The 23,012-nt window shown below is 48.7% G+C and carries 19 protein-coding genes and 1 pseudogene; 2 read left to right on the top strand and 18 right to left on the bottom strand.

Going from position 1 to position 23,012, the window contains the following annotated elements; translation table 11 throughout:
* Positions 1–101: 101 nt before the first annotated feature.
* From K0H59_RS13630 to K0H59_RS13600, 7 genes are all read right to left on the bottom strand, one after another.
* Positions 102–938, bottom strand: coding sequence for an AraC family transcriptional regulator (locus K0H59_RS13630; protein ID WP_220053416.1), 837 nt, complete (start codon positions 936–938; stop codon positions 102–104).
* 169 nt (positions 939–1,107) lie between these two features.
* The gene (locus K0H59_RS13625; RefSeq protein ID WP_220053415.1) at positions 1,108–1,782 is read right to left on the bottom strand and encodes a Vat family streptogramin A O-acetyltransferase; all 675 of its coding nucleotides are present in this window, start codon (positions 1,780–1,782) and stop codon (positions 1,108–1,110) included.
* A 109-nt stretch (positions 1,783–1,891) separates the two neighbouring features.
* A complete protein-coding gene (locus K0H59_RS13620) occupies positions 1,892–2,785 on the bottom strand; it encodes a bifunctional transcriptional activator/DNA repair enzyme AdaA (protein WP_220053414.1) in 894 nt (297 codons plus the stop codon).
* A 13-nt stretch (positions 2,786–2,798) separates the two neighbouring features.
* Entirely contained in the window at positions 2,799–3,566 is a 768-nt protein-coding gene (locus K0H59_RS13615) for an SDR family oxidoreductase (RefSeq protein WP_047537685.1), read from the bottom strand.
* A gap of 142 nt (positions 3,567–3,708) precedes the next feature.
* Positions 3,709–4,083, bottom strand: coding sequence for a hypothetical protein (locus tag K0H59_RS13610; protein WP_220053413.1), 375 nt, complete (start codon positions 4,081–4,083; stop codon positions 3,709–3,711).
* A 111-nt stretch (positions 4,084–4,194) separates the two neighbouring features.
* A complete protein-coding gene (locus K0H59_RS13605) occupies positions 4,195–4,650 on the bottom strand; it encodes a nuclear transport factor 2 family protein (protein WP_220053412.1) in 456 nt (151 codons plus the stop codon).
* A gap of 35 nt (positions 4,651–4,685) precedes the next feature.
* The gene (locus K0H59_RS13600) at positions 4,686–5,150 is read right to left on the bottom strand and encodes a hypothetical protein (RefSeq protein ID WP_220053411.1); all 465 of its coding nucleotides are present in this window, start codon (positions 5,148–5,150) and stop codon (positions 4,686–4,688) included.
* A 263-nt stretch (positions 5,151–5,413) separates the two neighbouring features.
* Between K0H59_RS13600 and K0H59_RS13595 the strand changes: the two genes are divergently transcribed.
* A complete protein-coding gene (locus K0H59_RS13595; protein WP_220053410.1) occupies positions 5,414–5,878 on the top strand; it encodes a nuclear transport factor 2 family protein in 465 nt (154 codons plus the stop codon).
* Between the two features lie 142 nt (positions 5,879–6,020).
* Here the strand turns inward: K0H59_RS13595 and K0H59_RS13590 are convergent.
* The 6 genes and pseudogenes from K0H59_RS13590 to K0H59_RS13565 form a co-directional block, all read right to left on the bottom strand.
* Positions 6,021–6,485, bottom strand: a pseudogene (locus tag K0H59_RS13590) (hypothetical protein).
* 781 nt (positions 6,486–7,266) lie between these two features.
* Positions 7,267–8,916: a pyridoxal-dependent aspartate 1-decarboxylase PanP gene (panP, locus tag K0H59_RS13585; protein ID WP_220053409.1), complete on the bottom strand. Its 1,650-nt coding sequence runs from the start codon at positions 8,914–8,916 to the stop codon at positions 7,267–7,269.
* 242 nt (positions 8,917–9,158) lie between these two features.
* Positions 9,159–10,304, bottom strand: coding sequence for a glycerate kinase (locus K0H59_RS13580; RefSeq protein ID WP_220053408.1), 1,146 nt, complete (start codon positions 10,302–10,304; stop codon positions 9,159–9,161).
* Between the two features lie 58 nt (positions 10,305–10,362).
* Positions 10,363–11,721 carry a GntP family permease gene (locus K0H59_RS13575; protein WP_220053407.1) on the bottom strand — a complete coding sequence of 453 codons (1,359 nt, stop codon included), beginning with the start codon at positions 11,719–11,721 and terminating at the stop codon, positions 10,363–10,365.
* A 272-nt stretch (positions 11,722–11,993) separates the two neighbouring features.
* On the bottom strand, positions 11,994–12,992 hold the full coding sequence (locus tag K0H59_RS13570) for a catalase family peroxidase (protein WP_220053406.1): 999 nt from the start codon (positions 12,990–12,992) through the stop codon (positions 11,994–11,996).
* Positions 12,993–13,231: 239 nt separating this feature from the next.
* Positions 13,232–14,464, bottom strand: coding sequence for a sugar diacid recognition domain-containing protein (locus K0H59_RS13565; protein ID WP_220053405.1), 1,233 nt, complete (start codon positions 14,462–14,464; stop codon positions 13,232–13,234).
* A 232-nt stretch (positions 14,465–14,696) separates the two neighbouring features.
* On the opposite strand from K0H59_RS13565, the gene K0H59_RS13560 reads away from it, so the two are divergent.
* Positions 14,697–16,199, top strand: a complete 1,503-nt coding sequence (locus tag K0H59_RS13560) for a M4 family metallopeptidase (protein WP_220053404.1) — start codon at positions 14,697–14,699, stop codon at positions 16,197–16,199.
* Between the two features lie 127 nt (positions 16,200–16,326).
* Here the strand turns inward: K0H59_RS13560 and K0H59_RS13555 are convergent, their stop codons facing one another.
* The 5 genes from K0H59_RS13555 to K0H59_RS13535 all read right to left on the bottom strand — a co-directional run bounded on the left by K0H59_RS13555 (position 16,327) and on the right by K0H59_RS13535 (position 23,002).
* Positions 16,327–17,052 (bottom strand): uracil-DNA glycosylase family protein, encoded by a 726-nt coding sequence (locus tag K0H59_RS13555; RefSeq protein ID WP_220053403.1) that lies wholly within the window; start codon positions 17,050–17,052, stop codon positions 16,327–16,329.
* Positions 17,052–17,666: a hypothetical protein gene (locus K0H59_RS13550; protein WP_220053402.1), complete on the bottom strand. Its 615-nt coding sequence runs from the start codon at positions 17,664–17,666 to the stop codon at positions 17,052–17,054. The genes K0H59_RS13555 and K0H59_RS13550 overlap by 1 nt, the downstream gene beginning before the upstream one ends.
* A 225-nt stretch (positions 17,667–17,891) precedes the next feature.
* Complete coding sequence (locus tag K0H59_RS13545; RefSeq protein ID WP_088210728.1) at positions 17,892–19,979, bottom strand: MtrB/PioB family decaheme-associated outer membrane protein; 2,088 nt, start codon at positions 19,977–19,979, stop codon at positions 17,892–17,894.
* 12 nt (positions 19,980–19,991) lie between these two features.
* Positions 19,992–20,981, bottom strand: a complete 990-nt coding sequence (locus K0H59_RS13540; RefSeq protein ID WP_220053401.1) for a DmsE family decaheme c-type cytochrome — start codon at positions 20,979–20,981, stop codon at positions 19,992–19,994.
* A 68-nt stretch (positions 20,982–21,049) separates the two neighbouring features.
* On the bottom strand, positions 21,050–23,002 hold the full coding sequence (locus K0H59_RS13535) for a multiheme c-type cytochrome (protein ID WP_220053400.1): 1,953 nt from the start codon (positions 23,000–23,002) through the stop codon (positions 21,050–21,052).
* Positions 23,003–23,012: the final 10 nt, after the last annotated feature.

The raw sequence follows: 23,012 nt of genomic DNA, 5'->3' as shown, positions 1-23,012 counted from the left end.
GATGTTTGGGTGTGGACAATATACGGCTCTGACACTCTGACTCCTCACAACGGCTGGGATAAAAAGAATATAAGGGGTTAAGGCTAACGTAAAATCAGGGTTTAAGCTTGGATAATATTGCGGCCAATCCCCTTGGCAAATTGCCCCGGGGTGAGCCCGACAGTCTTTTTAAAATGGCGGTTTAAATGGCTTTGATCATGAAAGCCACACTCCATGGCAACATCCAGCAGCTTAATACCTTGGCCTATTTTTTGTTTTGCAAGTCTGACTCTGGCCTGAGTTTGATAGGCGTGGGGCGGCAGACCATAACAACGTTGGAATTGTCTGAGCAAATAATAGGGGCTTAATCCCGCGAGTGTTGCCAACTCTTCGAGGGAGATATCGGCTGCGGGATGATCGTCAATAAAAGATTTCACCAAGGCTAATGCGGGCTTAGCATTTGCACCCAAGTGTTCACTGGGATAATTACGGCCATGGCGCGCCATAAGTTGCGTCAGGCTCGAATAGACTAGACTTTCGCGCAGTAGGCGATTGTCCGAGGTATCTAAGGTGCTAAAGGTGAGGCGCAGCAATTCGGCAAGCTCGGGATCCTGCACTACGGGTTGCGGGAAATAGGGCGCGCCGCGACTTGAAGTGAACTCCTGAGTCATATTGGCAAATTGAGCAGGGACGGGATACATAGCACGATAGGACCAGCCGTCCTCGGTGGCGCTACAGCCATTATGCACTTCGTCGGCATTGACAAGAATAATGCTGTGCTTTGGCGCCACATGGTTGCCACCAGTACGATAAAAACGCTGGGCGCCCGTTTCAATTACGCCAACCGTGTAACCTTCGTGGGTGTGGCGACTAAAATTTTGCTTATGGTAGTGGGCATTAAGTAGCTCAAGACCCCCAAGCTCATTGGCGATGTGGTAGGCCGCATGTTCAGTGTTCATTCGGCCTCCTTTATCGACTGGATGAATGGGCGAGTGCGTTTATCAAGATCAAGGCGTTTAACGCTTGTTTTGCCAGATAGTAACCCAGAACGCCTCGACACTTTTGTACAAAATTGCGCTTTGCCGTGTTTTTGGGGAAGTTTTGGGCGCTGTCTTCTGATGCAAACGCTTAGGGCCGCGAGTGAATCTCATCGGCCAAGTGGTCTAACAGGCTAAGATCTGCGCCCACAATGGCAGGTAAATGCTCGCTGATTTTCTCAATCGGCCAGTCCCACCACGCAATGGCGAGTAACTTATCTATTACCTCGGGCTCGAATCGCAACTTAATCACAGTCGCGGGGTTGCCGCCGACAATCGCATAGGGTGGCACATCCTTAGTGACCACGGCTTGGCTGGCAATAATGGCGCCGTGGCCGACGTTGACGCCGGGCATAATGGTGGCGTTATAACCTATCCACACATCATGGCCTATGCGGGTGTCGCCCTTAAAGGGTAAATCTTTGGGGGCTGGCGCCGCCTTTTCCCAACCATTGCCGAAGATATAAAAGGGATAAGTGGAAAAGCCCGATACCTGGTGATTGGCGCCATTCATAATGAATTTAACGTCCCTAGCAATGGCACAAAATTTACCGATAATCAGTTTATCGCCAATAAAGTCAAAGTGATAAAGCACGTTTGACTCGAAACGCTCTGGCCCCGCTGGGTCGTCGTAATAGGTGTAATCGCCGATAATAATGTTGTCACGGCTAATAAAGTTCTTCAGAAACCCCACCTGAGGGAATCCTTTTAAGGGGGATTTGTCATTCGGGTTAGGTCCCAGTTGAGATGGGGAATGCGTCGGCATGTTTGCCTCCCTGATTATGCAATGGCTAAGAATTGGGTAATAGCGCGCCGTTAAGAGTCGCGCACAGTTAATAACAGAAAAGCTCAGTTAAACCTGCTGGTGGATCTTTTTACTCACAATAGGCTGCTTCCCTTGCCAATATGGCATGTTTGCGGGTTTCACCCCAGCGATAGCCGCCAAGTTCACCACTTTGACGTAACACTCGATGGCAGGGGATAAGTAATGCCACCGGATTAGCGCCAATCGCCGTACCGACGGCACGTGAGGCCTTAGGCTTGCCAATGGCCTTGGCAATATCTCCGTAGGAGGCAACCTTTCCCCTAGGTAAATTCAGCAGGGCGCGCCACACATTAAGCTGAAAATTGGTGCCTTTTACCCAGAGTGATAACGGGGCTGGCTCGCCTTGGTGAATAGCCTGAGTATTAGGCGCTGTTAAATTCAGCGCTGCGGCACTCGAGCCCGCAAAGTACTGGCTAAAAAGGTTATCGATTAAGCTTGCCGTTTGCGCCGTGTCCTCATAAATGGTGGCCTGACTCCAGCTCTGCTTTAAACGTTCTAATGGCGATTGAATTTGCTGCATATCGACAAAATCAAACTGGCAAATGCCCCGTGCCGTTTGGGCGATAAAGGCCAACCCGAAGGGCGTAGGATGATAGCCATAGGCAATGCTGATCCCTAAACCTTGCTGGCGATATTCGAAGGGGGTGACCGCCTCGAGTTGCACAAAATGATCGTATAAGCGCGAGCCACTGCTCAGGCCTAACTCATAACTGGCACTCAAGGTCGAGTGGGACGGCTGCTGCAATAACTGTTTTGCCCGCTCTAGGGTTAAGGCCTGCAAATAACGCTTGGGAGTGATCCCCGCCCAGCGACTAAAGAGCCGCTGGAAATGGAATTCACTTAAATGGACGTGCGCCGCAATCTCGGCCAGTGAGGGTTGATGACCCACATGCTGACGAATAAAGTCAATGGCACGCGCAATTCGCTCGTAATCTTGGGTCATCGTTATCCATTCCCTAGGTTTTACAGATGGACACACCACCATCGACCAATAAGGCTATCCCTGTGGTAAAACTGGCCGCATCGGAGGCGAGATATAGCGCCGATTGGGCAATTTCCGCGGGATCTGCGAGGCGCTTGAGGGCATGGAGGTTCTTCACAAAGGCCATGGCCTCCGGGGTATTAGCAAACTCCCGCCCCATTGGGGTATCTGTACCGCCAGGCAATAGCGCATTGACCCTAATGCCGCGCGCGCCGTATTCAACGGCCAAGGATTGGGTTAAGCCAATCATCCCCGCTTTACTCGCCGCATAGGCCGCCGTTTGCGGAAAGCCTATGGTATAGCCAACAAAGGAAGATGTAAAAATAATCGACCCTGCGCCACGTTTAAGCATTTGTGGTAATTGATATTTTGCCGCTAAAAATGCACTGGTAAGGTTGGTTGTTAGGGTGTTTTCCCATTCGGCACGGCTAAGCGCATCCGAATCCACACCTAACTCGCCATTAATGCCGGCATTGTTAAAGGCGATATCCAATCCACCATACTGCTCGACGGCAAGCGCCACTAAGTCACTGGCATACACCTCATCAGTCACATCGCCCGCCAGATAAACCGCTTCACCGCCTTGAGTGATGATCTCATCCACCAATGAGGCCAATATGGCGCCGCGGCGCGCCCCCAGTACCAGTTTTGCGCCTTCACGGGCAAAAAGTTTTGCGGTGGCATAGCCAATCCCCGAACTTGCCCCAGTAATGATTGCGACCTTTCCCTGTAACACTGCCATAGATATGTCTCCATTGATTGCCTCGGCCAATATGCGCCGATAGAGACATAGTGAAGGGTTAGGGGATGCAACTCGACCCGAATCTTGCGCTTTTACACTCGGCGCTAAAGTCGTGGAATTCTGTATGGATTGTCACTGGGTTTTAGACAACGCCAGCAGCATAAATCAGTAGCAAAGAGAGCGGGACGGATACAACACCGATTAAGCGAAATTGATTCTTAAACGCTTGGGCTGACCATAGGGCAAATTTACGATGCTTACTCGGTGGCGTACATGCCAAGCCTATTCCCACACAGAGTAAGACAATGCCTATCGCAAGAATGATCTGTGGAAATCGGGTATCGGCGCAATATTGGATAAAAATCACACCCGCAATAATTCGGCTAACCACCTCAACAATATGGAAGTAGGGCCGCTCGCTAAATGCAATGATACCGTTAGCGAAAACCGTAGGCCTGACGACCATCACAAGGCTAAAGAACAGCATCAATAGGCCAAAAGCCGCAATAAAGTACATTGCCAGTCCTTGTCTTGTGAGGTGTATTAACACCTTTATTCAATGGTTTAATCGATACTTTTCAACTCAATAGTTAAGCCTGTATCGGTTTACCCTTTTATCGAATAAGCCTTACCACAGCTCTTTTACCTGGGAGATTTTGCCATCGGTAAAGCCAAATAAGACGAGCAGAGGCTGCTCTTGCTGCCATTGTCCATTGGGTTGAATGCTGCCGTGGGCATATTCGACGGCGACATGGTTTTTACCCACAATGTAATTTAATATCCGCTGCTCCTTTGGTTGTTGATAGGCGCCCCGAGCAATATTGCGGATAAAGGCACTGCGCCAACTCGCCCTATCAAAATTAGCGCCATATTCGAGGTGGATATAATTCACATTGGGATGCAGTAATCCCAGAAAATCATCGACATCTTGTTCGCTAGAACCCGATTGGCTGACCTTATCTAATGCTTTAAAGTAGGCATGAATTTGCGGTAATTGGCACTCAGCACCACAGGTTTGGCTCGCGTTTGCGGATGGACTCAGCAGACAACAGAGGGTGAGCAACATCGATAAATAGTATTTCATCGCAACTCCTTTGCATTGGTTATTTTGTATTTGTTCTACTTTAACTTGAGTCGTAATTGTTCTATCTGCCTATCGATAGACGCAACCTGTGTATCTGCTTGCTGCGCCACAGCCGACATTTCTTGCGCCAAGCTTTGCTCCCAAGTCGCACCGGCAAGATTGTTATTGGCGTAACTTCTATCGTTTCTTAGCTCGACAATACGTTTATCCCTTTGGTCGATAATGAGTTTACGGTCGTTTTCTAGTTTAGTGATTTCACGGCTAATACGTTGTTTATCAATAAAATCGCTAATTTCTTGTTTTTTATCCGAGTGAGTAACTGCGTTTGCATGGGCAATATTAGGGCCTTTAACTACGCTACCGACGCCGCTGAGATCTATGGGTTGGCTATTTTCATCACAGGGATCGGCCTGATATTTTCCATCGGCACATTGGTATACGGTGGCATTGGCCGAAAAAGGCAGGATAAGTGTCACTAGCAATAATGATTTTCTGTCCATAGAACACCCCATTGTTGATTTTGGCTAGATTACTCTGTCGTGGTGTAAAAACCAACAGCGAGGTCATGGGGTTTCACCCCATACCCCAATCCCATTAAGCCTTTGGTACGGCTGATAGTCTGTTACTTACAATTAGGACATTCTAAGAATTTAACAATGGGTGTCCTGTTTTTTCTGTTGCAGGCAAATCTAAAGAGCATTATGTTGTTGATCTACAAAGGCTAGATTTATTTATAATGTGAATTTTTGAAAATGGAGATTTCATGCAGAAACTATTAATTTGCTTGGTAAGTTTAACTTTAACTTTCTTAAGTACCCGTATTTTAGCTGATGATTTTAACTATGATGCATTCGTTAAAGCTTATTACCAAGCTGAGGTGATGACTCAGCAACCGCATGCCACAAAGGAAGATCTTGAACACTATTTGTCCTTTCTTACAGATGACGTCGGATATCAGCATTTCCCCAATGCACCCGATGATTCGCGTGAGCCAAATGGAAAAGCTATGCTGCGTAAAGGTATGAGCTACTACCTTGGCGTTAACACAGAGTACAAATCGGAACTCATCGACTATCAGTATGGTTTCAATGTTGTTTCTATCAAGCAGAAGTTCTCTGCTAAAGGTAAGCGACCAGATGGTTCTGAATTCAGCTTCAGCAAAATTGCTCTGGATGTACTGGAACTTGAAAATGGCAAAGTATCTGTTATCCGTCGGTACAGTGAATAATTCATATAATCGGGTAGCTGGAGGTATCTAGCCTCTAGCCCCTTCTAATGCGGCTTCGCAGAGAATTTAACAATGGGTGTCGCGTTAAAGTCATTGGTTCTTATCTATTTGGCATGGGAAAGCTTGAGTAGCTGCACTTTATCTACTTTAACTTGAGTCGTAATTGTTCTATTTGCCTATCGATAGACGCAACCTGTGTATCAGCTTGCTGCGCCACCGCCGACATTTCTTGTGCCAAGCTTTGCTCCTAAGTCGCACCGGCAAGATTGTTATTGGCGTAACTTCTATCGTTTCTTAGCTCGACAATACGTTTATCCCTTTGGTCTATAATGAGTTTACGGTCGTTTTCTAGTTTAGTGATTTCACGGCTAATACGTTGTTTATCAATAAAATCGCTAATTTCTTGTTTTTTATCCGAGTGAGTAACAGCGTTTGCATGGGCAATATCAGGGCCTTTAACGACGCTACCGACGCCGCTGAGATCTACGGGTTGGCTATTTTCATCACAGGGATCGGCCTGATATTTTCCATCGGCACATTGGTATACGGCGGCATTGGCCGAAAAAGGCAGGATAAGTGTAACTAGCAATAATGATTTTCTGTCCATAGAACACCCCATTGTTGATTTTGGCTAGATTACTCTGTCGTGGTGTAAAAAACAAAACAAGGTCGTGGGGCATCACTCTACAGCCTAATGCCGTTAAGCCTTTGGTACGGCAGATAGTCTGTTACTTACAATTTGGACATGCCAAGAATTTAACAATGGGTGTTTTGTTAAACAGTTGTGGAATCTTTCTTCGTTAAATTATTTAAAAGCAAAGTCAAAGTCGTGGGGCTTCACCCCACACCCGACCAAGAGGGGAGCAACAGCAATTCCCTCTTGGATCTCCCTTGCCGCCTCCAACGGAGTTGAAAGCCCCTTGGGCATTAAGTGTCCTTATGCTATAGCGTCAGACGCTCGTCCCTGATTCGACTGACGCTATCTCGGCATCCATGCCTCGCTCACGCAACGAACGCAAATGCCCTGCGGCAACTCCGAGGGGAAGTGTATTCTGTTACGTCGGAGTTAACTGTTAATCCCAAAAGATTCAAGCATATTAAAACGTTGCCGCAGATTACACCGAGATTTGCTAAGGCGAATTCGATTGCGGACGTGACCTTCGATGATATGGATATCATCGCAGAGCCGCCATGGATGGCTTCACGGCGTGTCACGGAAGCAATGGAATTCGGCGTATCTACGACTGAACAGAAGTGCTTTATATTTGTTATCTCACCAAGCTTTCTGCCAATTTAGCCTGCAAACAAAAACAGCCGCAATATTTGCGGCTGTTTTTGATTAACATTCTGTATTTGAATGCGATTTAAAGCTTACGCTAAATCACTCGCTATTCATTGGTCATAGCTAATAGCGCAGGTAAGAACTCTTTATCTAATGCGGCAATTTCACCTTGCTCAATAAGCACTTGATTTAGGATCTCATGGCTAGTCAAAGGGTTGGCTAATACCACGCGAAACACCACTGTGGGTTGTCTAAAGTAACGCGCGGGTTGAATGCGGGTTCGGGAGACGAAGGATTTGCCCTGTTCGCGTTGGTGTTTTTGAATAAATTGGGTTAGACCATCGAGCAGCTCATTAAAGCGCGCGAGTTTCACCTTATCGTCTTGTTCAATCGCTACTTGCATAGTGGCCTGCACCTGCGAGGGCACATAACGATAGGTGAGCAGGCACAGCTCTGGCGCGGTGACCAGCTCAAAGTCAGGGTGTGCGTCGATTTGCTCGGCAAAATAACGGGCTTTTTCAAGGCTGTTGTTGATCAGGATTTCGTAACCATCGCGGCCGATAATCTGCAAGCAGGCATGTACTAACATGGCCATGCCGGGGCGTGAGCCTTCGAGCGTTTGGCTGCCTAAATCCTTAGAGCCTCGGCGCAAAATATATTCGGCGTGGTGGGCAATGGCATGGGCAAACTCAGGATTTTTAAACAGCACCATACCCGCGCCCATGGGGACATACATTTGCTTATGAGCATCGATGGTCACTGAGTCTGCGAGTTCAATACCATCGAGCAAGTGACGGTATTTATTCGATAATAAGCTTGCGCCGCCCCAAGCCGCATCCACATGGAAGTGGCAGTTTAGCTCACTTGCTAAGGCGGCAAGTTCGCGCAGTGGGTCGATATTGCCCGTCTCGGTTGTGCCAGCCACACCAACAATCGCCATGACTTTAATGCGTTTATTCGCTAGTTCCGCGGCGACTTCGCGCATTTTGGCTACATCGACTTTGTTATTGCCATCGGTTGGGATGCTGATGATATTGTCGCGACCGATACCGAGTAGATCGACGGCCTTACCTAAGGAGTAGTGGCCGCGCTCGGAGACCAGAATTGCTAAATCATCGAAGCCATAGTGGCGCAGCGCCTTGATTAAGCCTTCGCGGGTCACGCCTTTAAAGTCGCCATCGGCCTTGAGTAATTGGTTGCGGGCAATCCACAGGGCGGTGATGTTAGCCACTGTGCCGCCGGAACAAAATGCGCCGAGGGAATGGTTGGCACTGTGCATCCAATTACGATAAAAATCATCATCTTGAGCGTAAATCAAATGGTGCATCATGCCGAGCACTTGACGCTCAAGCGGCGTAAAGGCTTTGGAGGTTTCAATTTTGACCAAGTTTTGATTCAGCCCCACCATCATCTTCGACAGTGGTAACACGAAATAGGGCAGTGCCGAGGTCATATGGCCGATAAAACTGGGCGCCGCCGTATGCACCGAATGTGCCACCAGATTTTGCATGATTTCGTCGGTATAGTCGGAGACAAAACGTGGCTGGCTTGGAATTTCAAAGGCTTGAAAATCGGTTTCGATTTCGGAGAGCGGCTTTTCCAGCGCGGCAATGCTGTCACCCAAAAAGCCGGCTAAGTCCTCGGAAAGCTTCTGCTCGATAATGCTTAAGGTGGATTCCGCATCTTCGGGCACAGTGAAAATTCGCATCAAACTGTCTTCGGATGCGATGGCTTGGCGAGGGAGTTTTTGGGTCATGGGGCTTGCCGTCTATTAATTCTTATAGTGAAACCGCAAAGGTGATTAAGAGTATAACCAAATACATGGCGCTTAAACCCGTTTACGGATTACCAAAAAGGGAGCTCACTTTACTGCAAGGCCTTTTAGGCATCAAGCACTAAAACACCGCTTAAGTCTGTGCTTGGGTTACAGAATAAACAAAGGCGCTATGAATAGCGCCTTGGGTGTATGTCGTTAGCTATCACAACACTAAGGTAAAGTTAGCGCTTGCCCAGCATCAAGACCGCGCCAATATTACGGGCGGTATTGGTCAGATTCGCTTTGGCATTCGCCAGCACATCGTCCAGTGGACTTAAGTGTGGAATGATGGGGAAAATCGCCGCCATACCTTGCTCAAGCACGGCATTGGCATTGTCGCCAAGGCAACCCGCAATCCCGATAGTCGGAATATTTTGCAGCTGCGCTTGTTTTAATACGCCCATTGGGGTTTTGCCAAAGATGGTTTGGCCATCGATTCGGCCTTCGCCGGTGATGACAAGATCCGCGCCGCGAATTTTGTCAGCCAGTCCCACCGTTTGCATCACAATCTCAACACCGGGTTTAAGCTCGGCGCCTAAAAAGGCCATCACGCCAAGTCCCATTCCGCCTGCTGCGCCCGCGCCAGCTTGGTTGCGGTGATCGGTGACACCACTTTGGGCGATCACATCGGCATAGTGACTCAGTGCGGCGTCTAAAATGCTCACCATCTCTGGCGTTGCGCCTTTTTGCGGTCCAAATATGGCCGAAGCACCACGCTCGCCGCACAGCGGATTATCGACATCGCAGGCCACTTCAAAGGTACATTCTTTCAGTAGCGGATGAGCGTGGCTCATATCGATACTGGCAAGCTGAGACAGCGCCGCGCCACCCGCACTTAAGGTTTTACCTTGTTTATCCAGCAGCAAAATATCCAGCGCTTGGGCCATACCTGCGCCACCATCATTGGTCGCACTACCGCCTAAGCCTAAAATAATGTGTTTTATCCCGCGATTGAGCGCATCACAAATCAGCTCGCCCGTACCATAACTGGTGGTGAGTAGCGGGTTACGTTGATCCCTTGGTACATGGTGTAAACCCGAGGCAGAGGCCATTTCAATCACCGCAATCGTGCCTTGGGCTTGCTGGCCTAAAATACCGTAATGGGCTTTGACTTTATGGCCGAGTGGCCCCATGACCTCTAAATTGACAATGCTGCCGCCAGTGGCATCGACCATAGATTGCACCGTGCCTTCGCCGCCATCGGCGACGGGGATTTTGACAATCTCACAGTCTGGGATCACTTGTGTTAAGCCTTGTTCGATCGCATTAGCCACATCGAGTGCACTTAAGCTTTCTTTAAAGGAATCGGGGGCGATAACTATCTTCATTCAAAATCCTACAGCTTTTTGGGCGCAGGGGTGCGCCCAAGGATGAGAAAAGTGCTGCTTAGAGCAGCACTAAGCTTAGTACATACACGGTCAGCATTGCGGTGACGCCTTGGATAAGGGTCGCCATGGTTTGTGCTTTATAGGCTTGTTTAACGCTCATGCGGCTAAATTGAGTCACTACCCAGAAGAAACTGTCGTTGGCGTGGGAGACTGTCATGGCGCCGGCACCAATGGCCATTACGGTTAACACGCGGCCCATATCACTGCCAAGACCAATATCGCCGAGCATTGGCGCGACTAGAGCCGAGGTTGCCACTAGGGCGACGGTGGATGAACCTTGCGCCGATTTCAGTGCGGCGGCGACGATAAAGGGCATAAAGATACCCACCCCGAGTGCCGACAGTGAGCTACCTAGGTAGTCGCCAATTGGTGTGGCTTTTAAGACAGCGCCGAAGGCACCACCGGCACCAGTGATCAAAATAATCGGTGCTGCGGCAACGAGGCCTTGGCTAATGCGTTCGCTAAACTCGGCGATCTTGTTATCGCTTTTCAGTAACAGCAGTGACAGGAACAGACCAATAAGCAGGGCGTTAACGGGTTGACCAAGGAAGACTAACAGGCTGAATAGACCCTCTTTGCCCAGTGGTGCAGACGGGAAGTTGGCGATAGAGCCTAAGCAAATTAATAGGATAGGCACAAAAATCGGTGCAAATGCCTTTAATGGGCTAGGGAGTGTGCCATAGCTTTGTTTTAAGGCTTCAAAATCAGCAGCTTGAGCTTTGAGTTCTTCCGCACCTTCGCCATCGGGTTCAACACTGGCAAAACGGTTCGCCCAGAACATCCCCGCGAGCGCGGCAACGGCAGCAACCAACAAACCGACACCAATCACTAGGCCCAAGTTGGACTCTAACCCTAAGTTACCCGCCGCGGCGATAGGGCCTGGCGTGGGCGGCACGAAGGTGTGAGTGGCATACAGGCCTGTGGCTAATGCCACACTCATGGACACGCTCGAGACCTTCATGCGGTTGGCCATGGATTGTTTAAGCGAGTTTAAGATCACGAAACCCGAGTCACAAAACACCGGAATCGACACTAAATAACCGATGATGGACATAGTGAGTGTGGGGAAGCGTTTACCCAAGACTTTGATCACCACGTCCGCCATGGTAATGGCAGCGCCGCTCTTTTCGAGGATGATACCGATAATAGTCCCTAACACGATTACCAGACCGATATAGCCGAGGATATTACCAAAGCCTGTGGTGATGGTTTTGGCAATATCGCCACTCGGTAAACCATAGGCGAAGGCAGCGATAAAGGCGGCCAGAATTAAGGTTAAAAATGGATGGAGCTTAAATTTTGAGGTCGCGATAACAATAAATGCAATCACGCCGATGAGGATGAGCACTAAGTTCATAGGTTGTCCCGTTCAGTCTTGGCTGAAGTTCTTAAGTGGTTTTGGCTGTTTTTGTAGGGCGCAGTCTTTATTTAACCCCAAGTCAAATAAAGGTTGCTTTAAGATCAGCCTATTATTGAACACTGTAAACTGAATAGCTTTGGGTAAATCGACGGAATTACGGGCGGAATTGGCCATTATTTTGTGCGTGCGCACAAAATAATGGCCGTGAATTCGAATGTAATGCTGAGAATATTGTTTTGCTAACGCGAACCGCTAGCCACGAACCGTGCTTATTGACGACGGATAAAGGACTCGACATATGCCGCGGTGCGGGCATTGAGAATTGGGTCATCCGACGCTGCTATGCCTTTGGGTAGGAGCAGAGGGTTAAAGATGCTTCTATCACATTGTTGTACTTGATGATCGCTGTCGCGCTTACCATCAATCACTACTTGGCCGACGAGAATGCGCTGGCGGTTTTCGGGCCAGAGCACAGTCGGGTTATTGATATCATCGCCTTGTTCCGCTAACTGAATATACAGATCCCACTTGGCGGGTTGAGACTGAATTCGCTTGAGTAACTCAGGCTTGAGAAAGTCATCATCGAGCTGTGCCAATGCTTGTGGAGTGAGTGCTTGTGTGCCCGCTACGGGTTCAAAAATCCATTTACCCGCAATGCTGTTATTTTGCTTATCGGTAAACAGAAAGCTGTTCACTCCAAAGTACTGGCTATTGGCAAAGCTCGGGCTCGGTGGCAATTGTTTTAGATAGTCGAAAAAGGCTTTGGCGTCGGGCTTATTATCGATAAGCCATTGCTTACCTTCGGCGCCTTGCTTGGTTTTAGTTTGGAACAGGTAAAAATCCTCAAGGTTACTGGCAAAGAAGACTGGCACATTGGTGGTAACAAAGTTGAGGTTCTCCCGCTCCCCATCGATTTTCAATGACATAAAGCGCCCTGGAGTCTTATCGGACAGCTTAGGATTGGTGCCGCCGAGGGAAAAACGGGCGGTCACTTTAATGGGATTTTGATTAAAAAAGGGAATGTTGAGTGAATCGTGCAATTGGGGATTGGGGGCAAAGTAGCCCGAGGTACAAAATCCTTTTGTATGATTACGCAGTTTCACTTTTTTACCCGCCTCGCGACTCGCTGCATCTGGCGTGCCGTTCACTGCATCCACTAATTCGGGAATGGTACGCTCCGCCGCGCTGGCAAGTGGGGCGACAAACACTGAGCCGACCATTAGGCAAGCGGTGGCGAGTGAGCTGAGTTTGGCATGATATGGCTGCATGGGGTTTCCTTCCTTAAGCAATTTAACCGTATGGGTGTCTTGTGCATTTATAGGAAAGGACGAGGCGAAATTATCTTTCACTTATTTTGTGAATATCTGATCAGCGGACAGCAAAATTACGCAACGCCTGCTGGATTAAGTCTGCGTTTGAGTGAGTGATAATTGCTCGCTCATTTCAATTTATTCATTGAGTTAAAACTTGCTGATGTTGAGTTTTACTCTAGCGGTGATATGGGGCTCTACTCGAGTCGGTAATTTGAGGTATCTATCAACTGTCCAAGATAAAGACTTAACAGTCCGTGGAGGGAATGGATGTCACTCTTGGTGAGTTGCTGAATTTTATCTAACCGATATCTTAGGGTATTTCGATGAATAAACAATGCATTAGCACATTGCTGCGCATCACCAAAGTGAGTGATATAGGCGGCTAAAGTCTTACGTAGCTGGCCATTTTTATCGGCCTTGGCTAGCTGTTGGTAGGGGCTGGCCAGCGCCTGACCACGCCAATCATGCTTGAGTCCCGATAACAGCACTTGCAAGGAGTAGTCCTCAAACAGGTATTTAGTGCCCTCGGGGTTAAGCTGTTTGCCTAAGCTTAAGGTTTCCTGCGCGGTTTGGTAGGAGCGGGCAATGCCGCCTTTTTCAGGGAAAAAATGCCCAAGGGCGATTTTAAAATGTAAATCCATCTGCGCCGGTAACCGCTGCAGCAGTTTATCGATACGCTGGTTTTCAAGCTCGGGATCCCATTGTTTACCATCCAGAAACGCCGGTTTTAAAATCACCAGTTGCGACATGGAGGTCATGGCAATCAAGTTGCCGCGATCGGGGTTTTGCAGCAAATGCAGCACTTGTTTGAGGATTTCGCTGACTCTGGGGTTACGCTCGTCTGCGCTTTGCTCGCTCTGGATTAATGAAGAAAACGCAGCGGATTTTTGCTGGGGTGGCGCGGATTGCTTTTCACTGACTTCAATAATGGCGGCCACTCGCGGCAAACTGATATCGATATCAAGCTGTTTGGCCCAGCGATGCAATTGCTCATCGTCATCGGTTTGCGCCTTAATCAACTGCAGAATAAATTCCTCACGCTGGCGATTTTCCCACTGCTGCTGATCCTGCTGGTTGGCTTGTTCGACAATCATCTCGGCGGTCATTTTGAGCAGCTCGCCGTAGTGGGTTAACTCGGCCGGATCGCCAGTAATACCAATCACCCCAATAATTTGCCCTTGATAATGTAAGGGTAAGTTGATGCCGGGTTTGACGCCATGTAAGCCTGAGGCCACTTCTTCACTCAGTTCCACATTGCGGTTTTGGGCAATGGCGAGCAGCGCGCCCTCGTGGGTCGAGCCAATACGTTTGGGATCGCCCGAACCTAAGATCACGCCCTGACCATTCATCACATTGATATTGTGCCCAATGATTTTCATGGTGCGACTCACAATTTGTTTGGCGATGTGTTGATCCAAAACGTACATAACTCACCTTAGTTTTCAAACGATTGAGAAAGGGACTGGCGCAAGCGGCAATCTGGTTAGGGTAATGGCAAATAAGAGAAAAGGGCAGGTGTTTTTTAATCTTCTATACTGAGAATTGAACCTAACTCTCGTTAACTTTGTTTTAACAAATGAGAAGGGTGCAGATTGTAGCCAAATTTTGTTCCCTTAAGTGTCATTGGTTCCTCTGTGACCTATGGCAAAGGATATCGCGATGAAAGTTTATCTCTTACCTTCAGCAGTGGCGGTCTGTATTGCGGCGAGTCTTCAGGCGCAAGCAGTCGAAATCAAAGTGAATCACGGGCAATCCCTCTCGGCAGCGGCTGGGTTAAGCCAACAACACAGCTTTAAAGCGGTCAAAACGGTAACGCTTAATAAAGGTCAAACCAAAACAAAAGCGTTGCAATATTTTAATGGCGTACTCGTATATGGACATCATCTGGTGGTGAGTAACGATGATAGCGAGCAGAGTGCGATTGGGGATGTGGCACAAATTGCGGATGATTTTTCGGTAGAGGCAGGGATTTCTCAAGGACAGGCGATTGCGGCTTTGAATCGGTTATATCCAGGTTCGGCGGCAACAGGGAAAAAGGATGTTGAGCTAGTGATCCTGATGCAGGACGATACCCCGAGATTAGTGTATCGGGTGTCCTACTTAAGCGACCAAACCGATGCACTGTCTCGGCCAACGGGCTTTGTCGATGCGCAAACCGGCGAGGTGCTTGAGCATTGGAATGAAATCATGACTGCCAAGAATAACGCGGGTAAACCCGGTAGTGGTGGAGGCGGTTCAGGTGGCAGTAGCACTCCCTTTGATGCAACGGGCCCTGGCGGCAATGCCAAAATCAGCGGTTACTACTACGGCAGTGATTACGGTTTTCTTAAGGTGAGTGAGTCTAATGGTACATGCACTATGACCAATGCCAATGTGAAAACCGTGAACATGGCGAACTCGACCCGCCGTGGCTCGGTGTTCACCTTTACTTGCCCGGAGAACACCTATCAGACGGTCAATGGTGCTTATTCGCCTTTAAATGATGCCCACTATTTCGGTGGCGTTATTTTTAATATGTATAAGGATTGGTACAACACTGCGCCGTTAACCTTTCAGTTAGAGATGCGGGTGCATTATGGCCGTAACTATGAAAATGCCTTCTGGGATGGTTCTGCCATGTCCTTCGGTGACGGTGCCAGTTACTTCTATCCACTCGTGAGTTTGGATGTTTCCGCCCATGAAGTGAGCCACGGTTTTACCGAGCAAAACTCAGGCTTAAATTACAGTGGCCAGTCCGGCGGTATCAATGAGGCGTTTTCGGATATTGCCGGTGAAGCAGCAGAGTTCTACATGCGTGGCAGTAACGACTGGAAAGTGGGCTACGACATAGTCAAAGGTAATGGCGCACTGCGTTATATGGATAATCCGCCTAAGGATGGCCGCTCAATCGACAATGCCGCCAACTACACTAGTTCCATGGATGTGCATTACTCCTCTGGGGTGTTTAACAAAGCCTTTTACACGCTAGCGACCAAGAGTGGTTGGGATACCCGCAAGGCGTTCGATGTGTTTGTTTTAGCGAACCAACTTTATTGGACACCGACCTCGACCTTTAACAAAGCGGCCTGTGGGGTTCAGCAGGCGGCGAGTGCCAAAGGTTCTGGTTATCCGGTGGCGGATGTGGCTGCGGCATTTTTAGCGGTAGGGGTTAGCTGTCAGTAATCTTGTTATGAGTGCAGCGATTTGATGACAATTAAGCCGTAAGCCTAAAACCGTTTCTAAACTCCAGTTTTCAAGCTCTAATTTCGAAGCCCCTTAATGGGGCTTTTTATTGGGATTTGAGCAGGTTTTATTTCGGTTCGGGAGTGCTCGCCAGCAGGTCTGCGATTCTTGCTTGAAGTGTTGGGAGCTGTTCGCGCTCAAACTCGGGATGCTGTTTTAGCCAAAGATTGTTGCGCGGGCTAGGGTGGGGCATGACCATCAGCCTTGGCCAATATAACGACCATTGCTCAATGGCTTGGGTCACTGTGATCTTCTTGTTCGCTTGTGGGTTCGATACCGCTATCGTTTGGGAGTTTAACGCTTCGTCTGTGGTATCTATGACACGTGTGCGCGGTAGATGGTAATCAATGGCATATTGACCAAGGACGAGCACTAACTCTATCTGTGGCATCAAGGACAATAACTTCGCATGCCAAGTTGCGGCGCATTCAGGGCGTGGTGGCTTATCACCCTGCTTTTTACCATTGCGTTCAATGGTTCCCGGAAAACAAAATCCCATCGGCACTATGGCAAATAGTGCGGGGTCATAAAATTGTTCCCGACTGACATTAAGCCAAGCGCGCAGACGCTCGCCACTCGCATCGTCGAAGGGGATGCCCTTATGGTGGGTTTTTACGCCGGGGGCTTGGCCAGCAATTAAGATCCGTGCTTGGCTACTGGCTTGCAAAATGGGCTTCGCTGGCAGGGGCAATTCGGCCTGACATAGTTGGCAAGCGCGAATTTGTTTGAGCAGTTCACTTAGCTCGGCTGAGCTATTTGGTTCGCTAGCTGGGCGCGACATATCTGTCATCATCAAGCCCCAAATTTGCTCAATAGATGGTAGAGCCAATAGCCAAAGAGCGCATAGGACGCTACTAATACAAAATAACTCAATAACTTGCTGCCCAAGGCTTTAGTGGGGGCATTGGCATTAGAGGCTAAAGCAATATGGCCCAAGATAATGGCAAACAGGGCGCAGGGTGGCAGTAGATAACTGATGCCTAACATGAATAAAGCACCAAGACTCAGCAGCCAGTTCGCATGTCGGTTGCTGGGCTGGTTAAGTTGGCGTAATTGTAATGGTAATAAAATCAACCCAACGCCGACAATGATCATGCCGAGATTGAGTGCAAAGTCGCTCCAGGCACGGTGATCATAAAGGGTTAAGGCAAAGGCGAGCAGTGGTGCTATCAGTGCGATCAGCACATGGCGTTTAGCAAAGAGGGGATTACGATACTGACCCGCAAAAAAGAACAACCCCTGCATCAATGCGTTGATCAGGGTAAATCCACCCAGTCCGACGATGATAACTAAGCTCGCCGTGCCACCGCTAGAATCGAATGCCATAGCTGGGGTGGCGAACAAACTTAAGCCTATCGAGGCGGGCAGAGGCGATAAACGCCAAAAAGAACAACTAAAGGACGACATCTAAGATCCACTGATAGTTAACTCACTGAATTAACATCCGCTAAAGTGCCAGTAAACTCAAGGAATACCGCATCCTCGGCGCAAGTTTTGCCTCAGAGTCTGATCTTATTCAAGATTTTTGCTTCTGGAATTGCCAGAGCTTGCATGTAAAGCGCGGTGAGTTTTTGTTTTCATAACTAATAAAAAAGCCCGCAGTGCGGGCTTTTGACTATCAATAAACGCAGATTAGAGCTTGTAACTCATGCTCAGCATCAGCATTTGTGCGGTGTAGTCATGGCTGTTGCTGCCAAAGCCTACGACGTTCCAAATACCATCAACGGCGATATCGTTGGCGGCGTCATTGTCCTTATAGTTTTCAATTTTGTAATCGAAGCGTAGCGCGAGTTTCTCAGTCGCTTGATATTGAGCATATAAGTTAATGTTATGGACTTTGGCGAAATAGTCGCCATAGTCGCCGGTGATACCTTGTCTGACTTGAGTGTTACTGTCGGAGTCTGAGTAAGTGTAATCCAGACCTAGGCGTAACTTATTCTCCAGCAGATTGTTGTAGCTGATGCCTGCGCCCACCACATCCACTTTGTCTTCAATAAAGCCTGTCCAGGTTGGGGTGCTGTAATTGCTGCTACCCGCTTGTTCTGACTCAATGGTTTGGTGGTTGTAGAAGGCCGTTGCCAGTAAGTCAGCGGTGATCATATAGCTGATATTGGCGTCATAACTGGTGTCTTTTGACTCAGTTAAGCCAATCACTGTATCGGTATAATCATCCAGCGCATAACGGGCACCGAAGTCTATGGTCAGGCTGTCGAGTGGCGTATGGGTGATGCGTGCTTCGATTTGGGTTCTGTCACGGTCAGCCAGATTGTACTTACGTAACAGACTGTTGGTTTCAGAAGAGGTCCATTCAGACGCTTGGTATTGTGAGCCGTCACGGTTGCCGTAACTGCCTTTTACCCACATGTCCCACATGTCGAAGCTATTGACGCGCAAACGGGCCCAAACGGTGTTCTCATCCGTGCTTTCACGGTCTTGATACTCACGTTCGTCGCGCTTGAAGTCATAACCACCATCGAGCTTAATGCCGTGGGTAATGCGATAATCCGCCGCCACTTTAAAGCGCTGTGTGCGGTTATCGTAAGGGGTGTTATAGGCCACCTTACCGCTGACATTGTTGATGCTGATCTGCGTCCACTCTTCGATTGGGGTATTGTTGTCACGGTCGTAATAATCGTAACTACCACTCAAGCGAAGCGAGTTGCTGACTTTGCTCACCACTTTGAGGTTCATGCCCAGCAGATCGACTTTGGCGTCAACAGCATCCGTTGGCAGTTGATAACCGTAGCCCGAGGTCACCAGTGACTGATCTTGGCTCATTTGTCCGGTTAAAATACGGCCAGACAGTGAGTTACTGCCGTCGTTATACTGACCCATCAGCGACACTGTGTGTGACTGGTTATCGGGATCGAGTGCAATGGCACCAGAGGTTTGCGCACCAAAAGTGGGGTTGAAGGCACTGTCAAAGTTCAGCTGGTTGTATTCATTTTTGAAAATTGAACCATTGTAACTGAGCGCAGTGAACCAACGATCGCCTTTGAGTTTCACGCCCGCTTCTATGGTGTCAGTGGTGTAATCCACGGGTTCTGCCAACATCATAGATTGGTTGAAGAAGCTACCAGAGGTTTGTTTTAACCCGGTTTTTTCTTCACGCATGTAGTTCACATAGGTGCTCCACAGCGATTCACCCTGATATTCGAACCCAAGGCCTGCACGTTCACGTTTCAGTGATAACTCGAGGCTGTTGAGGCTGTCCATCAATAGTGGCATTTGGCTGCTCGAACCTGCGGTAACCCAGTTATCGGGCAAGGTCAGGTTGTTGCCGCCGATACCAGAATAGGGCGAGAGGGCGCTATTGCTATCGTAGGTGGCAATTTGACGGTAGTTTAGATTGATATTGTACTGGCCTTGTTTGCCCGCATTCACATCTAAACGTCCGCCATCCATGCCCAATTGATAGGCTTCAACACTGGCGCGGTAACCTTTTTCACCACGGTAGGCAAGGTCTGCATCGAACTTGCCCGCGACTTCGTTTTTAGAACCAAAGGCATTGGCAGAGCGAATATCCTCTTCGCCATTGTAACCGACGCCGACACCGACAGTGCCAGATACACCGGTTTCAACCACGCAGCCTTTACAGCTCCACGCTGAGAGTTTCACTTTGTCGGTATTGGCATTGGCGAGACCATAACCATCGGCAGCTACGGCGAAACCTGTGTTGGCTAATAACGCTAGAGTGATCAAATTGAGTTTGAATTTCATCTTCTCGTCTCCTTAGCGCTGTAATAGCTTGCCAGATGGATGGTTAGAACCATGGACCTGACTATGGCAATTTAAGCAGCTTCTTCCACCCGTAAAGGCATTGTCACCGACATTTGAACCTAAACCAGTGTTACCTAAGTAGGCATTGCTGGCATGGCCATCGCTGGCGTGACATTGCTGACATAACTGCGGTGCACGGGTTTTCAGCATGGCATCATTCACACTACCGTGAGGATTGTGGCAAGTAACACAACTCTCAGTGACGGGTGCATGCTCCCAGAGTTTTGGGCCGCGCTTCTCGGCGTGACAGGAATAACAAGTTTCGTTAATGCTTGGCTTGTTCAGATCAGAATCTGTCATGCTCCCATGGGGATTGTGACAGTCGCTACAGGTCATTTGTGCCCATTTGAGTGGGTGACTTGAGCGTTTGTTCATATCCGCTTTTTGCTTAGTGTGGCAGCTTGTACAGACGTCCATCTCAGTGTTTTTAGATAACACAGGGTCTTTCGCGACGTGTACTTGGTGGCACGAGGCACAAGCAACATCGGCGTTGTCATGGTGACCGCCATTCCAAGACATACGCTTATCGTCTTGGTGACAGCTCATACATACGCTGTTTTGCTTGTCGGCACTTAAGGTCGATTGCTTACCAAAAGTGATCATCGGCTCGTTGCCGCCCTTGTTGTGTTGACCCATAGGTCCGTGGCAAGCCTCACATTGTAGGCCAGCCATTGGGCTCTTAGTGGAGTCAATGGCGCCGTGGACACCTTTGAAAAGGTCCATGACTTTTTCAGATTTTTTATGGCACATCAAGCAAGAGTCGGCGCCTTTGGGTGAGTAGTTACCTTCGGCAAACTTCTTATCTAAGGTCGCTTCGACTTGCTCAGGCGTCATTTTTTCATCCCACTTGGAGGCGTGAGCGCTCGGTGCGATGGCAAATGCCATGACCGCAGACATCATCAATGCCGGCAGTAGGTTTTTCATTTTGTGGATGTTCTTCATAATAGGCTTCCCAATTTGTCCCAACAAAATTCAAGAAAGGGGGAGCGAACTCCCCCTGCTTGGGCAAATTACATTTTCACTTGAGTGTGATCTGCAACTGTTGGGGTATGGCAGTAGAAACAGGTTTCTGACTGTGCCGCTTGGTTGGCTTGAATATAATCACCGTTCACAATCGCGCCCATATTTTCTAAGCCGTGGCCAATAGATTCTGGCGCGTGGCATGAAGTACAAGTTGCTGTGATTGGCGTGGTGTATTTACCAGCAGAAGTGGCCAGTGCACCCTTCACTTTGAATGCGTCTAAGTTGAAGTCGTTGTGGCACTGAGTACATTCTTTGATAACGCCTTGCTCACCGTGAACCACGTGCAGTTTCATTTCGAAACCACCTTTGTTTGCACCGCTTGCATAGGTACCATCTGGGGTATGACAGGCCACACAGGCATCCACACCTACGATTGGTTTACCGCTTGCGTCTTTGGCATGTGAAACTTGTTCAGTCATCACAAAGCCTGAGTGGTGACCTTTGTGTAGCTCGAAGGTATCACTGTGACAGTTTTGACAAGTGCTGAAGTTCACTGAGTTCACATGGCGCATGCTGGGTGCATTGCCTGATTTAGTACCGAAGACTAAGTCAGCTTTCATGCTGGTGGTTGTGCTATCTGCAGTACAAGCCGTCAGCGTGGTGCCAGTGTTACACATTTCCAGACCGATAAAGGTAAAGGCGGTATCAGTATCGCCAGCACCAAATGGCAGTGCAGGGGTGGTGAATACCAGTTTACCGTCAACTAAGGTCACACCATCTTGCAGTGCACCATCTTTAACGAGGTCTTTGGCTACCTTAGCAGCACCGCTACCTGGGCTCTTGTTGTAGCCCATGATCGGGAAGTTAGGACCGACGTTAGTGATTGTTTCTAAACGTTTGATCTTATCTTGTACGCTTGCTGCATCGATGGCATTACCGTCTTTATCTAAGATAGATACGGTTAATACCGCAGTATTGTCTTCTTGACCCGCGAGTGTGGCAGACATACCTAACTGAGCCATAACCGCTTTCTTCTCAGCGGTTTTACCAGTGTGTAACTCGGCAGTCCAATTGCTGTTGTGACAAGCGATACAGTTAGAGTTATCTAACTGCTGAGAGTGGCCTTTGCCTGCGGCAAAATCAACGGCTGTATGGCAGCTGCCACAGGTAGCGGCAGTTGGGATACGTGACCAGTTGCCCCAATCAGGCGCGGCTTCGGTTTCAACGTGACAGCTTTGGCAGCTTTCTAACGAACCTAAGGTGAGGTCTTTATGTTTAGCGTGGACTAACACGTTAAATTCTTTACCTACACCCACTTTGCCAGAAGTATGGCAAGTTGCGCAGTAGTTAACATCTGAGTAAGCACCGCCGTGTTTCACATTGGCTAAGTCTTGGTGACAAGCATTACAGCTTTCAGTGGCGACGACTTTACGGCTGTAACCCGGTGTTGCACCAGTGTCAGCGGTAAAATCAACATAAGCGTTGCTGTTAGGGACTTGTGTGCCGTCTGGTAATGGCGTGTTGTAAGCGCGGATCAGAACACGTTGAGCCAGTTGGTCGTTATAGGTGATCTTAGCGTTGGCAGTGAGATTCATGTTGAAGGTGTAGCTGTAGTGGCCGTTCTTCATATCCACGAAGGTACCAGGACAGGTTGATGCCACATCGCAGGTCTCATCACCAAAGTATTGCCATTGAGAGGCATTACCTGCACCTGTTGCACCCTGTGGAATCAGCTGAGCAGCAGCAAAGCGCATTTTTTGCAGGCCCACTACTGGCAAATCGTCTTCGTTAGTGACAGTGAATTCCACACTTGGGACACCGTTAGTCACTACTGATTTGTTAAAGGTAAAATTGAGTTTTTGAATGGCTGGAGCTGGCTCGCCACCGGGTTCACCGGGTTTACCATCGTTACCATCACTTCCACCACAGCCAGTTAAGGCCATAGTGACGGCACTTGCTGCGAGCAGCAGTGCGATTTTTGATTTTTGTGCGTTCATCATTTTTTTCCCT

The sequence above is a fragment of the Shewanella sp. FJAT-51649 genome (assembly GCF_019457435.1).
GTDB classification, from domain to species: Bacteria; Pseudomonadota; Gammaproteobacteria; order Enterobacterales; family Shewanellaceae; genus Shewanella; species Shewanella mangrovisoli.
The sequence above is the reverse complement of the archived record's forward strand: the minus strand, read 5'-3'. Positions and strand labels throughout refer to the sequence as shown.

What these genes read in the sequence shown, in the direction of transcription:
- K0H59_RS13630 (WP_220053416.1), bottom strand. Translation starts at nt 938, where the DNA reads ATGAACACTGAACATGCGGCCTACCACATCGCCAATGAGCTTGGGGGT.
- K0H59_RS13625 (WP_220053415.1), bottom strand. Translation starts at nt 1,782, where the DNA reads ATGCCGACGCATTCCCCATCTCAACTGGGACCTAACCCGAATGACAAA.
- K0H59_RS13620 (WP_220053414.1), bottom strand. Translation starts at nt 2,785, where the DNA reads ATGACCCAAGATTACGAGCGAATTGCGCGTGCCATTGACTTTATTCGT.
- K0H59_RS13615 (WP_047537685.1), bottom strand. Translation starts at nt 3,566, where the DNA reads ATGGCAGTGTTACAGGGAAAGGTCGCAATCATTACTGGGGCAAGTTCG.
- K0H59_RS13610 (WP_220053413.1), bottom strand. Translation starts at nt 4,083, where the DNA reads ATGTACTTTATTGCGGCTTTTGGCCTATTGATGCTGTTCTTTAGCCTT.
- K0H59_RS13605 (WP_220053412.1), bottom strand. Translation starts at nt 4,650, where the DNA reads ATGAAATACTATTTATCGATGTTGCTCACCCTCTGTTGTCTGCTGAGT.
- K0H59_RS13600 (WP_220053411.1), bottom strand. Translation starts at nt 5,150, where the DNA reads ATGGACAGAAAATCATTATTGCTAGTGACACTTATCCTGCCTTTTTCG.
- K0H59_RS13595 (WP_220053410.1), top strand. Translation starts at nt 5,414, where the DNA reads ATGCAGAAACTATTAATTTGCTTGGTAAGTTTAACTTTAACTTTCTTA.
- panP (WP_220053409.1), bottom strand. Translation starts at nt 8,916, where the DNA reads ATGACCCAAAAACTCCCTCGCCAAGCCATCGCATCCGAAGACAGTTTG.
- K0H59_RS13580 (WP_220053408.1), bottom strand. Translation starts at nt 10,304, where the DNA reads ATGAAGATAGTTATCGCCCCCGATTCCTTTAAAGAAAGCTTAAGTGCA.
- K0H59_RS13575 (WP_220053407.1), bottom strand. Translation starts at nt 11,721, where the DNA reads ATGAACTTAGTGCTCATCCTCATCGGCGTGATTGCATTTATTGTTATC.
- K0H59_RS13570 (WP_220053406.1), bottom strand. Translation starts at nt 12,992, where the DNA reads ATGCAGCCATATCATGCCAAACTCAGCTCACTCGCCACCGCTTGCCTA.
- K0H59_RS13565 (WP_220053405.1), bottom strand. Translation starts at nt 14,464, where the DNA reads ATGTACGTTTTGGATCAACACATCGCCAAACAAATTGTGAGTCGCACC.
- K0H59_RS13560 (WP_220053404.1), top strand. Translation starts at nt 14,697, where the DNA reads ATGAAAGTTTATCTCTTACCTTCAGCAGTGGCGGTCTGTATTGCGGCG.
- K0H59_RS13555 (WP_220053403.1), bottom strand. Translation starts at nt 17,052, where the DNA reads ATGATGACAGATATGTCGCGCCCAGCTAGCGAACCAAATAGCTCAGCC.
- K0H59_RS13550 (WP_220053402.1), bottom strand. Translation starts at nt 17,666, where the DNA reads ATGTCGTCCTTTAGTTGTTCTTTTTGGCGTTTATCGCCTCTGCCCGCC.
- K0H59_RS13545 (WP_088210728.1), bottom strand. Translation starts at nt 19,979, where the DNA reads ATGAAATTCAAACTCAATTTGATCACTCTAGCGTTATTAGCCAACACA.
- K0H59_RS13540 (WP_220053401.1), bottom strand. Translation starts at nt 20,981, where the DNA reads ATGAAGAACATCCACAAAATGAAAAACCTACTGCCGGCATTGATGATG.
- K0H59_RS13535 (WP_220053400.1), bottom strand. Translation starts at nt 23,002, where the DNA reads ATGATGAACGCACAAAAATCAAAAATCGCACTGCTGCTCGCAGCAAGT.